The sequence below is a fragment of the Streptomyces paludis genome (assembly GCF_003344965.1).
GTDB lineage: Bacteria > Actinomycetota > Actinomycetes > Streptomycetales > Streptomycetaceae > Streptomyces > Streptomyces paludis.
The window spans coordinates 6807336-6822209 of sequence record NZ_CP031194.1 but is presented as its reverse complement, the minus strand read 5'-3'; the positions used below and the strand labels follow the sequence as shown (position 1 = coordinate 6822209).

Genomic DNA, 14874 nt, shown 5'->3' with positions numbered 1-14874 from the left:
GGGAGTCGGAGCGCCGCGACCGGGCGGACCGTACGGGAGAGGGAGCGGTGCCATGGAGTACACACTGCGGATGCCGGACCGGCCGGAGCCGCCCCTGCGCGGCCATCTGGACATGGGCGACCGCCCGGGTGTCCCCCGTCCCGTCGAGGTGACCGGCCGCTGGCTCACCCGGGGCGGCGTCCCCTTCATCCCAGTGACCGCCGAGTACCACTACAGCCGGCATCCCCGCGCCCGCTGGGAACAGGCGCTGCGCAAGATCAGGGACGGTGGTGCCACGGCCGTCGCGAGCTATCTCTTCTGGCTCCACCACGCCCCGGACCAGGGCGGGTTCCGCTTCGACGGCCGGTTCGACGTACGGCACTTCGCCGAGCTGTGCGGGCGTCTCGGGCTCGACTTCGTCCCCCGGATCGGCCCGTGGGTGCACGCCGAGGCGCGCAACGGCGGGCTGCCCGACTGGCTCATGGCGCGGGACGCGGCCGGGGAGATCCGGGCGCGCACCGACGATCCGGGCTATCTGGAGCTGGTGCGCGGCTGGTACGGCGCGATCGCCGGCCAGCTCCGGGGCCTCGAACGGGCGTCGGGCGGGCCGGTGTTCGCCGTCCAGATCGAGAACGAGCTGTTCGCGGACGCCGGCCATCTCGCCACGCTCAAGAAGCTCGCCGCCGGGGCCGGGCTCGACGCGCCGCTGTGGACCGCGACCGCGTGGGGCGGCGCCCAGCTCCCCGGGGACGAACTCCTGCCGCTGTACGGCGGTTACACCGACGGCTTCTGGTTCGACGCCGACGAGCCCTGGGACGCCGGGTGCCGCGCCAACTTCCACTACCGGCACGAGCGCGACGACCCGGGCATCGGCGCCGACCTCCGCACCGATCCGCACGCGCCCGGGGACGGCGCCGTCCCCGCCGGCCGATTCCCCTTCGCCACCTGCGAGTTGGGCGGCGGTATGACCCAGGCGTACCACCGCAGGGTACGGACCGAGCCGGACGACATCGCCGCGCAGGCGCTGACCAAACTGGGCTGCGGCTCCAACTGGCAGGGCTACTACGTCTTCCACGGCGGCACCAACCCGGCCCCCGGGCTCCAGGAGTCCCACGCGACCGGATACCCCAACGACGTGCCGGAGCTGAGCTACGACTTCCAGGCGCCGCTGGGCGCGTACGGCCAGGCCCGGCCGCACTACTTCGCCCTGCGCCAACAGCACCAGCTGCTGGCCGGCTTCGGGGAGCAGCTGGCCCCCTGCGACAGTGTGCTGCCCGAGCGGACCCCGGCGGGGGCCGAGGACACCACCACCCTGCGCTGGGCCCTGCGGTCCGACGGCGAGAGCGGCTGGCTCTTCGTCACCAACCACCAGCCGTACGACCGGCTCCCCGACCACCACGACGTGCGCTTCGATCTCGCCCTGCCGGCCGGCCGCCGCGTCCGGCTCCCGCACCGGCCGGTGACCGTACCGTCGGGCGCGTACTTCTGCTGGCCCGTCGGGCTGCGGACGGCCGGGGTGCGCCTCGCGTGGGCGACCGCGCAGCCGGTGTGTGTGCTGGGCCCGGTCGCGGAGCGCGGCGGGCGCCCGCTGCTGGTGCTGGCCGCCACCGCCGGGATCCCCGCCGAGCTGGCGTTCGACCGTCCCGCGCCGGCCGTGCTCGCCCTGCCCGAGGGCGCCACCGTCACGGACACCGGCGACACACTGCTGGTCGAGGGTGCCCGGCCGGGTACGGACTGTCTCATCACCGTCGCCACCGACACGGGCGCGACCGACATCCTGCTGCTGGACGCGGCCACGGCGCGCACGGCCGTACGCCTCGATGTGTTCGGTACGGAGCGGCTGGTGCTCTGTCCCGACGCCGTCACCGCCGACGACGGTGTGCTCCGGCTGCACACCGCCCGCGACCGGCCCGGTTTCGCGCTGCTGCCCGCCCCGGACCGCCTCCCCGGCACACCGGGCGCGACACTCACCCCGGCGGCCGACGGTGTGTTCACGCGCTACACACTGACACCGGACCGTGGGATACGGAACGACGACACGGTACGGGTGACCACGGACCGCCTCCGCGCGGCGGACCCGCCCCCGGCCACCGTCGTCTCCGTACCCGGCCGGGCGAGCGCCCCGCCCGCCGAGGCGTACGAGCGGGCGGAGATCCACCGGGTCCGGGTGACCGGTATCCCCGCCGACGCCGACGAGGTCGTCCTGCGCGTCCACTGGAGCGGTGACACCGCGCGCGCCCACGACGCCGAAGGCACCCTCGTCGCCGACGACTTCTACCACGGCCGCCCCTGGGAGTTCGGCCTGAGCGCCCTCGGGCCGCTGACACCCGGCGACGGGGAGCGGACCGTAGAGCTGCGGCTGCTCCCCCTGGCGGCCGGCTCCCCCGTCCGCTTCCCGCCCGGCGCCCGCCCGGGCTCCGCCGGGTCGCCGCACCATGTCGCGCTGCACGGGGTCGACGCCGACATCGTCCGGGTGTGGACCGTAGAAGCACGGTGACCAGCGGGGGACATCACAGGTGTCGCTCCGCTGTGCGACCGGCCGCCGTCCCGGCCCCGTACGGCGCGTGGCGCAGGAGCCGTACGGGGCCGAAGAGGCCCGTACGGACCTGCCCGGCGGCGATCGCCCCGGTCGGTGAGGCATCGTCGAGGCAGCCGGCGAGGGTGCCGCGTACGACGATCTCGACGCTGTTCTCGCCCGGCCTCAGGGCGTCGGTGACATCGCTGGTCCAGGGCCCCCACACAAGCCGGTCGGTCAGCCGTCCGTTGACCGTGACATCGGCGCACCCGCGCACCTCGCCGAGGTCCAGCAGCACCGTCCCCTCCCCCGGTCCCTCGGGCACACACACCGTCGTCCGGTGGCGTACCTGACCGCCCAGGGAGCGCAGTCCCAGCTCCTCCCAGCTCGCCAACGGCGCGGGCGCTTCCGCGACTTCGACCTCGACGGCCGTATCGAGCAGCGCCCCGCCGCGCCGGCCGTCGATGGCCCTGATCCGCAGATGCACCGGCGTCCCTGCGGCGAGCGGGCCCGCCGGCTCGACCCGTCCGCCCCCGTCCGGCCGGTACGCCGTGCCCCCGACGAAGACGGTGGTGTCGAGCGTGGTGGGGACACTCAGCGCGGTGGTACCGAGGGGCGCGGCCATCCGCAGCCACTCGATCCGCTCACCGCCGTCCGGCGCGAGGTCCGGGACGAGCGGCTCGACGGTGTCGCGGGGCGCGGCGGCGGGCTCCAGCCAGTGGGCGCCGGGCAGCGGATGGGGACGGGCCCACAGACACACGAAACGTGGATCGCGCGCGGTCAACAGGCGTGTATTCAGCGGCACTTGGCCGCCGTCGCGGTGGGCCGTCCAGCCGGGTCCGCTGCTCCAGCCGAGGCCGCCGCGGGCCGTGGGCAGGGAGTCCAGGACGGCGCCGGTGGGGGCGGCGACAGGGGCGTCGCCGGTGTTGACGACCCGGAGTACGACGGTGTTCTCGCCCGTACGGAGCCGGTCCCGGAGGTCGTAGGGGTGGACCCGGATCTCGCGGTGGCCGGGGTACGGGTTGAAGTCGCCCTGTCTGCCGATCTCGACACCGTTGACGAACACACCGCACGGGCCGTCGCACGCGATCTGGACGGTGCAGTCGGTCGGCAGTGTGCGCAGCCGCGCCCGGAACGTCAGATCCGTGGCGCGCCCGACGGCGCTGTCCGGTGTGCGGTCAGCGCCATCAGTGTGGTCGGGCGCCGCCGGTTCCAGCCACTGGGGGCGGCGGTACGCCTGCGGTCCGCGCACCACGGCGAAGGACGCCCGGACCGGACCGTCCGCGACAGCCGTCAGTTCGATCTCCACGGCCACGGAACGGCCCGCCGCCCGCGCGGGCAGCAGGCTGAACGACTGATAGCCGGTGTCCCGGGTGGTGAGGACGGCGCCGTCGACGGTGATCCGGCGGACCGCGTTGGCGCCCACGGCCAGATACAGCCCGTCGCGGTCGGGCAGGGTGAGCCACGTACGGACGGCGACGCGGGCGCCCGCCGGGACATGCCGCCAGTCGAGGAACTCCTCGGGGACATAGCCCTTGGGGCCGAGCGTCCCTTCGTGGACCGGGTCGTTGCGGATGCCCCGGGACAGCGACCACTCGGCGGGCCGCCAGTCGCGGTCAGAGCCGGATCCGGAGCCAGGGCCGGAGTCGGAGCCGGTCCAGGGGCCGCGTACCAGCGCGAACGGGCCGTGTCCCGCCACCACGGGCCGCCACGCCTCGGAGTCGGCGGGAACTGTGGGGACAGCGTCCGCGCCGTCCCCGTCCCCCACCAAGTGGTCCAGGCGCCAGACCTCGATCGGCAGCACGCCCGTACGGTCGGCCGCCGCCAGATCCCCCCGGCTGTTGTCCAGGGTGGAGGTGGCCAGCGCCGTCCACGGCCCGTCGAGCGCGAGCGCGCCCCTCGGCTCGCCGTGCGGTGCGCGTGTCGCCGGTGGCAGCGCGCCGCCGAGGACGACCAGCGCGACCGGACCGTCCTCGAAGCCGACGTCCAGCAGCCACGCCCCGTCCGGCGCGAGGGTCACCGTCAGCTCCGTACGGTGTCCCGTGCGCGGATCCCACCGCTGGGCGCGCGGCCGGACCGTACCCGCACCCGTCCCCGCTCCCACACCCTCGACCCGTACGCGCGCGCGGCGCTCGCCCGCCGGCCCGAACCGGTAGCCGGTGGTGCGCAGTTGGTCCCAGTACTTCTCCCAGGGGAAGCCGCCCGTCCACCAGTCGACGGTGTCGAGCGACACAACGGGCGCGGCGGTGCCGGACCGCTCGTCGTGGGCGACCAGGGTCAGCACATGGCAGTCGCCGTGCCGCCGCAGCAGATACGGCGCGTCCGCCCGGACGCGCACCGGACCGCGCGCCACCAGGTCGGGCACCCGCTCGGCACGCTCGGCCAGGAGGATGTCTCCCCGGTCGAGAGCCGCCGCGAACAGCGAGCCCGCGCCGTCGTCCATCTCCCCTTCGCCCAGGAAGAGTTCGGGCGCCCGGCCCACGCAGATCACCCGGCCGCCGGCCGCCGCGAAGCGGACGAGCGTACGGGCCGCGTCGGCGCGCAGCGCCCGTACGGCGGGCAGGACGACGGTACGGTACGTCTCGTCCCCGACGCGTAATCCGCCCTCGCGTGCGCCGATGACGGTCGCGGTGGCGAGCGCCGCCTCGTCCAGCACATCGTGGTCCAGCCCGGCGCGCTCCAGCACACCGCGCTCCTCCGCGTACCACGAACTCCGCCCGTTCAGCTGGTGGTAGACCTCCGCGGCCTCCCGGGCCGGGCCGAGCGGTCCGTCGAGCCGCTGGTACGCCTGGGCGGTGGTCGTGGGCGAGAGCAGCACCGTGTCACACACATGCGTACCGGCCGACAGTACGGAGCAGAGCCGCGCCACCGCCCCGGCGAACACGTGGTACGAGGGCCAGTACGGCTGGCGCCAGCAGGTGGACGGCGGCGCCCACTCCCACCAGCCGCCCGCGGTGCTGTAGTAAACGGCGTGCGGGTTGTAGAGGTTGGCGCCCCGGCGCAGCAGTGGCGCGAGCCAGTCGTACGTCTCCTCCAGTGTGCCGCCCCAGCCCGTCGAGTGGAACGCCTCGATCCAGGTGCGCTCGTGCCCGCGCGCGTGCGCGAGCGAGCTGTGCACCTTGGGATCGCCCCAGTGGTCGCTGCCGGGCGCGCCGTAGCCGGTGTGGGTGCTGAGGTAGTCGCCGTACACCTGGACGCCGCCGCTGGGGTCGCCCTCGCGCGCCGGGGACGGCTGGTCGAAGCCGCAGATCAGTCCGTGGCGGGCGAACCAGGCGTCGTGGCGGTCGAAGAAGCCCCGGCGGCCGAGGTGGGCGCGGTGGGCGTGATAGTCGCGCCGGAACCGCGCGGCCCGGGAGCCGCCGGTGCCGTCCTCACCGGGCGGACCGTCCACGGCGGTGTCGTCATCGCACCACAGGTACCGGAGCAGCGGCAGGGGGTCGTATCCGAACCGCTGGGTGAAGGTCTCGGCGAAGTCGCGGCCCCAGGTGGGCAGGGCGGGCAGCTCGTCCTGGAAGAAGCCGCCGATGCTCCGGCCGAACCAGTGCCCGGCATGGCGTTCCAGTGTGCCGTGCACCTGGTCCAGCAGGGCGGCGCACGCCTCCTCGCCGAAGTAGTCGAAGCCGCTGGTCCCGCTGTGTACGAGGGTGAGGTCGGCCGGGGGCCCGCTCCAGCGCGCCGTCCCGTCGGCGGCGAGGGGCACGGCGACCGGCGGCGCGGTGGCGGGAGCGCCGCCGCCTCCCGGCAACACGCGCGCGTGGGCGGCGAGCGCGGTGTGTCCGGCGGGGGCCGCGAGGACGGTCACCCCCTCACCCGTCACCCCCTCACCCGTCGCCTCCTCGCCCGTGCTCCTGACGGTGGTGCGGTGCAGCGCGAGTCCGGCGAACTCGGGGCGGTCGGCCGTCAGCCGGCCCTGGAAGTTGGCGCCGGAGAACCCGATCTGGTCGTACATCCACAGGCTGAAGCCCAGCTCCTCGGCGTCGGCGCAGGCGGTGTCGAGCAGTCCGAGCCACCGGGGGCTCAGAAACGGCGGGTCGTCGGCCAGCGAACCGAACATCGGCCCGGTGGGCGCCAGACACATCACCACGGCCTGCCGGATGCCCTGCGCCACCATCTGTTCCAGCTGCCGGCGCAGCCCCTCCCGGGTGACGGTCGCGCCGCTCCACCACCAGAGGGGCAGCGGCCCGAACCGGGCCTCCGGCGCGGTGAACCGGGTCAGCAACTCCTGTGCGTGCCTACTGCTGTCGGGCATGGGGAACCCTTCCGGGAGCCGCGCGGAACACGTCGTCCCATCCTGGAGCCCGCACCCCCTCGCCCGCACCAGGACCCGGCCGTCATGGCCGGCGAACACCCCCGAACAGCCCGTACGCCACGGCGAGCAGCACGGCCGGCACACAGAGCCCGGGCCCCCAGGCGCCCGTGCCGAAGTGCTGGACGAGAAGTCCCAGCCCGGCCGGGACCGCGGCGGCGCCGATCTTGGACGCGGCGACCTGGATCCCGACGGCCCGGTCCGCGCGCGCCGGGCCGACGCGGTCCGCGGTGGTGTGGGTGAGCAGCGGAAACAGGGGCGCCGACGCGAACCCGAGCAGCAGCAGCCCGGCGACGGTGAGCGCCACGGAACCCGGCAGCGCCGTCATCGCCGCGCCGCTGACGACACCCGCGACGGCGCAAACCGGGTGGCGCCCCCGGTGAGTCATCCCCGATCCGTCATCCGCGGCGGGTCATCGGCGGGTCATTCCTGACGGGCCGCGCGCAGCAGCCGGAGCTGGCCGATCTCGGCGACGTTCTTCATCAGCTCGGCGTTCACCCAGCCCGCCATGTCGGCGACCGTACGGCCCGCCTCGCGCGGCCACGGGAAGGGGGCGACGGCGTCGAGACCGGCGTCGGTGAGACCGTCCAGCACGGCCGTCCAGTCGTCGCGCAGCCCTCGCAGCCACGCCACGGCGGACGCCCCGTCCCCCGGCCAGGTGATGTCCGTACGGTCCCGGGGCGCGCGCCCGCGCGCGTGGTCGGCGGCGGTGCTCCACCACCAGCCGATGTGCCAGGTCAGCCAGGCGATGGTCGGCACCGGCACGGGATCGGGCTCCTCCTCCGCCCAGTCCGGTGCCCAGGCGCCGGTGGCGTCCTGGCGTACCGTCCAGCAGTGGGGCGCGGGCTCCCACAGGACGTCCGCGGGCTCCAGCCGTTCCAGGTGGTACTCGAACAGCGCCCAGGTCAGGTCGAATTGGCCGCGCAGCAGATCTCTTCGGGATGAAGTGGATGCGGTGGATGCGGTGGATGCGGTGGATGCGGTGGATGGGGTCACCGGCCGACCCTGGCAGATCGTCATCCGGCCGGAAACCGAATTTCCCGGCAGCTCGGTATCATTCGGGGCTGGGCCGACGATCGCTGTCGGTGGTGGCCCCGATCGCAGCGGAGGAGTGGGCAATTCATGTTTGACCGTCTGAAGGACCTCAAGGACAAGGCGACCGACCTTGCGAGCGAGCACGGCGAGGTGATCGGCCAGGGACTGGAGAAGGTCGCCTCGGTGATCGACGACAAGACCGACGGCAAGTACAGCGACAAGCTCGACACCGGTGTCGAGAAGGCGAAGGACTTCCTCGGCGGCCTGGACGACAAGGACGAGAAGGACGCGAAGGACAGCTAGCAGCCGCAGCGGTCCTCGATCCAGGGCTGTCCTCACAGCCCTGGACAGCCCCCTCCCCCCTGAAACGGCGAAAGCGGCACGCGTCGGCCCGAGACATTAGAATGTATGTCCGGCATGTACGGCGTCCCCGTCAGGGCCAGGAGGCGATATGGGCAGGTCCGACCGGTACGAGCTGGTCTTCTCCCACCGCGGCGCGCCGACCGCCGTCCCGGACGTCCCCGGCGCCCCGGACGACGGGGTGGATGTCGTCGCCGTGCACCGCACGGACCGCACGGGCCCCGGCGGCCACCCACTGTACGAGGACGACACCGGCATCGTGCTCGCGGAGATCAGCGACCGGGACGAGGTGCGGATGATCGCCAGCGGCGGGCATCAGGACCCCACCGCGTCGGTCGAGGCGCGCCCCGCGTGACGGAGCGCTCCGGCGCGGAGCTGGCGTCCCGGCCGATGCTGGCCACGCTGAGCGACCCGCGGGAGTTCGGCACGGCGGACGACGGCTGGATCTTCGAGCGGAAGCTCGACGGTATCCGGGTGCTCGCGGTACGCGACGAACGCGGCGTACGCCTGCTGTCGCGCACCGGCCGGCGCCTCAATGCCACCTACCCCGAGATCGTGGCGGCGCTCGCCGCGCAGGAGTCCGCCGATTTCACCGTGGACGGCGAGATCGTCGCGTACGACCACCGCGGCCGTACGGACTTCGGCCGGCTTCAGCGGCGGATGGGGCTCACCGACCCCCGCCAGGTGCTCACCAGCGAGGTGGCCGTCACCTACTGTCTCTTCGATCTGCTGCGGCTCGACGGCGCCGAGGTCACCGCGCTGCCGCTGCGCTCCCGCAAGGCGATGCTCCACCGGGCGCTGACCTACCACGCGCCCCTGCTGGCCTTCCTCCCCGACCACGAGAGCGACAGCGACAGCGCCGGCGGTGGCCGGGAGCTGCTGGAGCAGGCGTGCGCCCGCGGCTGGGAGGGACTGATCGCCAAGCGGGCTGCGGGCCGCTATGTCCCCGGGCGGTCCCGCGACTGGCGGAAGCTCAAGTGCGTGCGCAGCCAGGAGTTCGTGGTCGGCGGCTGTACGGAACCGTCGGGCGCGCGCGTCGGCTTCGGCTCGCTGCTGCTCGGCTACTACGAGGGCGAGCGGCTCCGGTACGCGGGCAAGGCCGGCACCGGCTTCGACCGCGAGACGCTCCTCGGGCTGCGCCGCCGGCTCGACGAACTGGCGCTGGACCGCTCGCCGTTCGCCGATCCGGTCACCGAGCCGGCCCCGCGCTGGGCGCGCCCCCGGCTGGTCGCCGCGGTCGCGTTCACCGAGTGGACCCGGGACGGGATGCTGCGCCACCCCCGGTTCCTCGGGCTGCGCGACGACAAGCAACCGGCCGACGTGGTACGGGAGTCGGCCATCTGAGCCCCGCCCCAGCCGTTCCCGTACCCGCCGCCTACCGGCCGGTGCCGCCGTCGAAGGGCACGGTCAGACAGGCGGCCCGGCCCCCCGCCGTGCCCGCGTCGCCCGGGTCCGTCGCCGTGCCGTGTTCATGGAGGACGACGGCGTTCGCCGCGCCCGGCCGGAAGCGCCAGTCGTGGCGGGAGACGGCGCGGCCGGTGCCGCGCGCGTCGGTGGTGAGATCCAGCCAGACCTCGTTCTCGGCGTTCGCGTACGCGGGGTCGGTGGACGGCTGACGCGGGTCCGGGACGTTCTGGTAGTGCGGGCCCGCCGCGTCCGGGGTCGCGCCGCACGGCTCGGCGTGCACATGAGCGCCGTACACCCGGTCCGGGAGCAGCCCCGACACCCGCAGCACGACCGCGGTGACCGGGCCCCGCGCGCCCGCCGTGACATGTTCGGCGACGGAGATTCGGGCGCCCACGGGCACGAGCGCGGTCTCGTACGTGAGCGCGTCGCCGAGGGGGGTGCCGGACGGCGTTACGAAGCGGCCCTCCGCCCGTACACCGCCCCCTCCCCAGCCGGCGCCGCCGTGCGCGGACGCCCCCGCGGACGGCAGCGCCAGCAGCGCAGCGGTCACGGCCGCGACGGCCGTCGTGGCGGCGGCGGCCTTGGAACAGGTCCTCATGAGCGGTCTCCTTCGACAGATCCGGAGATCCGACGGCGCCGGGGATCAGGCACCGGGATCACGGGACCAACGAAGAAGGGCCGCCAAAGGATGTGCTACTCGTTCACCAGCACGGGTACGGAGAGCACCGCGGCGGCCGGCGTGCCCGTGAGCTTCTTCGCGGGGACGGTGAACGCGATACCGCCGGTGGCCGCCTCGGAGCCCTCCGCGTGCACCTCGTGCCCGTGGGCGTCCTCGCCCTCCTCCTGGTACGTGAACTCCCCGGTGCCCAGCAGCCGTCCGGCACCGTCGTAGTACGCCGCGCGCAGCTCCAGCGCGAGGACATGGCTGACATCGGTGGTGATCCTCAGCCTGCCGGTGACGGCGGGAGCGGCCGAGGAGGCGCCCGTCAGCTTGAGTCCGGTGATCGTCACCCGGTCGGTGAAGGGCCCCGGCTCGACGCGGACCTCGCCCGCGCGGGCGGCCGGGGTCAGGGTGGCGGCGGGCCCGGGCGCGGAGCGCGGCGCGGGCAGCGCCACCGCGGACGCGGACGCCGCCGGTTCCGGCGCCGCCTTCGCCGCGGCCGGTTCGCCGCCGCTGTCGCAGCCGGCGGCCAGGACGACGAGCGCGGACACGGCCAGCGCGACCGCCGTACCGCGGCGGGTGACGCGGGTGAGGTGTCTCATCGGTGGATCACTCCCGGTGTGGCGGAGGGAGGACGGGGTATTCGCCCCCGCCCTCCCTCCGGATTCCGTGTGCCGGACTCCCTGCCGGGATCCGGCGGTGTCGTCAGTGCTTCGCCGGCGCCTTGCCGAAGAGCGAGCGGTACAGCTTGCCGTACAGCTCGGTGTTGTTCTGGCTGGCCGCGAAGGCGCTGCCGTTCGGGCCGTACGCGTAGATCGGGACGTCGGCGCCGGTGTGGTTGCCGGAGAGGTACGTCAGCCAGAGGCTGGCGTCCGCGCTGCCGTCCTTGACGCTCTTCGGGTCGTCCGGGGTGCGGAAGGTGGCCGGGCCGAAGTTCTTCGCGTCGTCCGCGCCGGAGCCGTTGACGATGCCGCTGGAGCGGGCCGGGTCCTTGGCGCCCGAGGCGGTGCGGGACGGGGTGCTGTTGTTCGCCGTGTTGCCGGAGTCGACGTTGCCGGGCGGCGTCGCCGCCTCCGCGTTGACGTAGCTGCCCTTCTCGATGATGTTGAATCCGGCGCACTCGTGGTCCGCCGTGACGACGACCAGGGTGTGGCCGTCCTTCTTCGCGAAGTCGTACGCGGCCTTCACGGCGTCGTCGAACGCCTTGATCTCGTCGAGCGTCTGCGCCGCGTCGTTGGCGTGCGAGCGCTTGTCGATCTGGGCGCCCTCGACCTGGAGGAAGAAGCCCTTGGCCTTCTTGCCGGCGCTCTTCTGCGCGTCACCGAGCAGGGAGATCGACTTGCGGGTCATCTCCGCGAGCGTGGGCTCCTGCTTCTGCGGGGCGCCGGCCGGCAGGCCCGCCTTCGCCCGCTCGACCGTCAGGTTGCCGCGGTTGAAGAGGCCGATGACCTTCCTTCCGCGGGTCTTGTCCAGCTCGGCCTTGGTCGCGACGCGCTGGCTGTCGGCCGTCTGCGTGGGGAGCTTCGGGTCGCCGAAGCTGCCGAGCACCTCGTAGCCCTGGGCCTTCAGCGCCTTCTGGTCGTCCGGCTGGAAGCGGGCGAGGCCGCCGCCGAGGATGACATCGGCCGTGCCGTTGCGGGCGATCTGCTGCGCGATCGGGGTGATCAGCGTCTTGTCCTTGGGCGGCGTCTCGTAGGAGCCGTCGGCCTTCTTCGGCAGGCAGGCCGCGTCCGAGTAGACGGGGCCCTGGCAGCCGCGCAGCAGCGCGTGGCTGAACTGCGCCGCCGGGGTGGCGTCCGTGATCTCGGCGGTGGAGACGTTGCCGGTGGCAAAGCCGGCCGCCTTCGCCTGCTCCATCATCGTGACGACGCGCTTCTCGTACGAGTCCACGCCGATCGCCGCGTTGTACGTCTTGACGCCGGACGCCCAGGCGGTGGCGGAGCTGGCCGAGTCGGTCACCAGCGCGGGCTGGTCGCTGTCCTTCTCGACCGCGTACGTCGCGACGGCGCCGGTGTAGGGCAGGCGCTCCATGTTCAGCTTGCCGGCGGCGCCGTAGAAACGGTCCCGGCCCGCCGTGACATGCGTACGGCCCATGCCGTCGCCGAGCAGGTAGATGACATTGCGGATCTCGGTGCCCCGACCGCTGGTCTGGGGGGCCGAGTTGGCCGCCACCGCGGTCCCGGCGGCCAGGGTGCCGGTCACGGCCAGAACGGTCAGGACCTTAGCGGGTCTGCCTCGCATAGCGGTATGTCTCCTCGTCCGGATCGAGTATTCGATCAGGCACCCGACCCTAGGAGCGGTAAATGAACGGCCCACGAGCACACGGTGGCCCCGGGGGGAACACCACTCCGGCGGGCGACCCGTTTCGGCCGGTCGCGCACTGTGCCAGGATTCCCGCATGGTTTCCGTAGACCGCCATTTGGCGCCCGATGAACAACTGGTGCACGCCACGCGCCAGCACTGGACCGAGATCGTCACCGAATTCCTGCTGCTGGCACTGATCTGGGTGGTGGCGACGGTGCTCATCTGGCTCACCCCTTCGGGTGAGGACTGGGCCACCAATACCGACTATGTCATCCTCGGTCTGGCTTTGATCGCTTCCGTCTGGTTGTGGCTGATACCGCTGCTCAAGTGGCGCGGCACGCTGTACATCGTGACCACGAAGCGCATCTACAAGCGCAGTGGGTTTCTGACGAAGACCGGACACAGCATTCCGCTGATCCGGGTCAACGATGTCTCGTTCCGCGCCACGCTGTGGGAGCGGATCATGCGGGAGGGCACGCTGTTCATCCAGTCCGCGTCCGAGCAGGGGATGCTCACCCTCAAGCACGTGCCGGACCCGGAGGGCCTGAAGGATCTGATCTACCGGGCCGTGAGCGACGAGCAGAACGCCCAGCAGCGGGGCGGTTTCGACGGCCCGGTGCCGCCGCCGCAGCACTGACCGGCGACGGCGGAGGACGGAAGTCCGTTCAGGCCGTACGGAAGTGACGTGACGTCAGCCTCCCGACCGGGCGGCGCCGCGGCCACAGCCGTACGCGCCGCCCGGTCCGTACCTCACCAGTCGCCGCCCCCGAAGTCACCGCCCGAGTCGCCCGATCCGCCGAAGCCGCCGGACCCGCCGAACCCTCCACCGAAGTCGGCCGCGTTGAAGTCGGCGCCCGAGACATCACCGCCCTCGGGGAGGCTCTCGCCGAGGCCCGCGCCGGAGTCCGCGAAGGCCGCCGGCGCGCTGAGCATGGAGCCGATCATCGTGCCCACGAGCAGACCGCCCACCGCACCGGCGGCGAGCCCGAAGTAGCCGCCCGCCCAGGGCGAGTAGGCGGGACCGGCGTTCCAGTACGGCTGGGCGCCCTGCGGGGTGTCGACCATCCGGGACTGCGGCGTCCCGCCCCGCGCGGCCAGCTCCGCGTCCGTGGCGCAGGCGGGCACGGGCCGCTCGGCGCCGCCCGGCGGGGCCCACGGCACATCGGAGACCGAGGGGCCGTGCCGGGGGTCGAAGAAGCAGGGGACGCGGCGCTCCGGGAGCGCCTCGCCGGCCCGGCGGGCGGCCAGGGTCGCCAGCGCGAACCGGCCCTGTTCCAGGGTCTCGACGGCCGGCCGGATGTCGTCGGGCCGGGCGGCGGCCTCGGCCTGCGTCCTGGCCTTCTCGTACGCGTCGAGCGCCTGCCCGTAGTCCTGGCGCATCTCTTCGGTGGCGCCGCGCTCCGACGGGGTGAAGCCGAGGCGGTCCAGCTCCTCGCCGAAGGAGGTGATGTCCTCGTCCACCACCACGCGCAGAGCGGCCAGTTCGGCCCGCTCGCGCTCCTCGCGCTCCCGCTTCCGCTTGCGGTGGAGGGCGTACGCGCCGGCTCCGCCCGCGACCGCCACACCGCCCAGGACGATCAGTCCGGTGGATCCGGAGCCCTCGCCGTCGCCGTCGGCGCCGTCCCCGGACCAGGAGGCGGGGGCGGTGCCCGTGGCCTGCTGGAGCGCCTGGTCGACAAAGCTGTTCAGCTGGGCGGTGGCGTCGTCGGGCGCGGCGCGCCGGGCCGCGCCCCGGAGGTTGTCGACGGCGTTGCGGGACATCACGCGCGGGTCGGCCCCGGCGCTGAAGGCGTCACCGAGCCGGACCGCGTACACCCCGGTGATACCGGTGAGCGACCGTACGTCCGCGATCACGGTGGCGCGGGGGAACGCGTCGTCCTCCGGCAGCACCGCGACGAACACGGGCCTGTCCGCGTCCACGATCCTCTTCGCGAGCGCCTCCGCGTCGGCCTTCGGGAGCGCGCTCGCGACCCGCGGATCGACATAGACGGGGCCCTTCTTGAGGGCCGCGGCCACCTCCGCCGTGCCGCTCGCCGCGTACGCGGACGCGGGGGCCAGCAGCGCGGCGGCCACGGCCAGCAGCAGGACGGCCAGGGCCAGGACCGGCCGTGCTCCCGGCCCCGGACTGGGCCTTGACCTGGGCCTGAGCCTCGGCCCCGGCAGCGGCCGGGACCCCGCGGTGACGGGCATCGGGAATCTCCTTGGGGCGTACGAGAGTTGCTTGTGTCGAATCAATTGCACAGTTGCGCAATATAGCAAGTCTTTACCCGGCCCCGGCGGCCGAACACCTCTACGCGCCCCCGCGCG

At 73.6% G+C, this 14874-nt stretch carries 12 protein-coding genes; 5 read left to right on the top strand and 7 right to left on the bottom strand.

The window, feature by feature from the left end; translation table 11 throughout:
* Positions 1 to 52 precede the first annotated feature (52 nt).
* Positions 53 to 2476 (top strand): beta-galactosidase, encoded by a 2424-nt coding sequence (locus tag DVK44_RS30205; RefSeq protein WP_114663801.1) that lies wholly within the window; start codon positions 53 to 55, stop codon positions 2474 to 2476.
* Between the two features lie 13 nt (positions 2477 to 2489).
* On the opposite strand, the gene DVK44_RS37415 is transcribed toward DVK44_RS30205, so the two are convergent.
* The 3 genes from DVK44_RS37415 to DVK44_RS30190 form a co-directional block, all read right to left on the bottom strand.
* Complete coding sequence (locus tag DVK44_RS37415) at positions 2490 to 6743, bottom strand: hypothetical protein (RefSeq protein WP_228447429.1); 4254 nt, start codon at positions 6741 to 6743, stop codon at positions 2490 to 2492.
* A gap of 82 nt (positions 6744 to 6825) precedes the next feature.
* Complete coding sequence (locus tag DVK44_RS30195) at positions 6826 to 7188, bottom strand: hypothetical protein (protein ID WP_114663800.1); 363 nt, start codon at positions 7186 to 7188, stop codon at positions 6826 to 6828.
* Between the two features lie 35 nt (positions 7189 to 7223).
* Entirely contained in the window at positions 7224 to 7796 is a 573-nt protein-coding gene (locus DVK44_RS30190) for a DinB family protein (RefSeq protein ID WP_408055371.1), read from the bottom strand.
* A gap of 126 nt (positions 7797 to 7922) precedes the next feature.
* On the opposite strand from DVK44_RS30190, the gene DVK44_RS30185 reads away from it, so the two are divergent.
* The 3 genes from DVK44_RS30185 (at position 7923) to ligD (ending at position 9539) form a co-directional block, all read left to right on the top strand.
* On the top strand, positions 7923 to 8138 hold the full coding sequence (locus DVK44_RS30185) for an antitoxin (RefSeq protein WP_114663798.1): 216 nt from the start codon (positions 7923 to 7925) through the stop codon (positions 8136 to 8138).
* Positions 8139 to 8286: 148 nt separating this feature from the next.
* Positions 8287 to 8550, top strand: coding sequence for a DUF6296 family protein (locus DVK44_RS30180; RefSeq protein ID WP_114663797.1), 264 nt, complete (start codon positions 8287 to 8289; stop codon positions 8548 to 8550).
* A gap of 35 nt (positions 8551 to 8585) precedes the next feature.
* Positions 8586 to 9539 (top strand): non-homologous end-joining DNA ligase, encoded by a 954-nt coding sequence (ligD, locus tag DVK44_RS30175; protein ID WP_114665536.1) that lies wholly within the window; start codon positions 8586 to 8588, stop codon positions 9537 to 9539.
* 31 nt (positions 9540 to 9570) lie between these two features.
* Here the strand turns inward: ligD and DVK44_RS30170 are convergent, their stop codons facing one another.
* From DVK44_RS30170 to DVK44_RS30160, 3 genes are all read right to left on the bottom strand, one after another.
* Positions 9571 to 10200: a superoxide dismutase family protein gene (locus DVK44_RS30170; protein ID WP_114663796.1), complete on the bottom strand. Its 630-nt coding sequence runs from the start codon at positions 10198 to 10200 to the stop codon at positions 9571 to 9573.
* Between the two features lie 95 nt (positions 10201 to 10295).
* A complete protein-coding gene (locus DVK44_RS30165) occupies positions 10296 to 10865 on the bottom strand; it encodes a hypothetical protein (protein WP_114663795.1) in 570 nt (189 codons plus the stop codon).
* Positions 10866 to 10968: 103 nt separating this feature from the next.
* Positions 10969 to 12504 carry an alkaline phosphatase gene (locus tag DVK44_RS30160; RefSeq protein WP_114663794.1) on the bottom strand — a complete coding sequence of 512 codons (1536 nt, stop codon included), beginning with the start codon at positions 12502 to 12504 and terminating at the stop codon, positions 10969 to 10971.
* Positions 12505 to 12661: 157 nt separating this feature from the next.
* Here DVK44_RS30160 and DVK44_RS30155 point away from each other — a divergent pair, with 157 nt between their 5' ends.
* Positions 12662 to 13204, top strand: coding sequence for a PH domain-containing protein (locus tag DVK44_RS30155; protein ID WP_114663793.1), 543 nt, complete (start codon positions 12662 to 12664; stop codon positions 13202 to 13204).
* A gap of 113 nt (positions 13205 to 13317) precedes the next feature.
* On the opposite strand, the gene DVK44_RS30150 is transcribed toward DVK44_RS30155, so the two are convergent.
* Positions 13318 to 14757 (bottom strand): hypothetical protein, encoded by a 1440-nt coding sequence (locus tag DVK44_RS30150; RefSeq protein ID WP_228447428.1) that lies wholly within the window; start codon positions 14755 to 14757, stop codon positions 13318 to 13320.
* Positions 14758 to 14874: the final 117 nt, after the last annotated feature.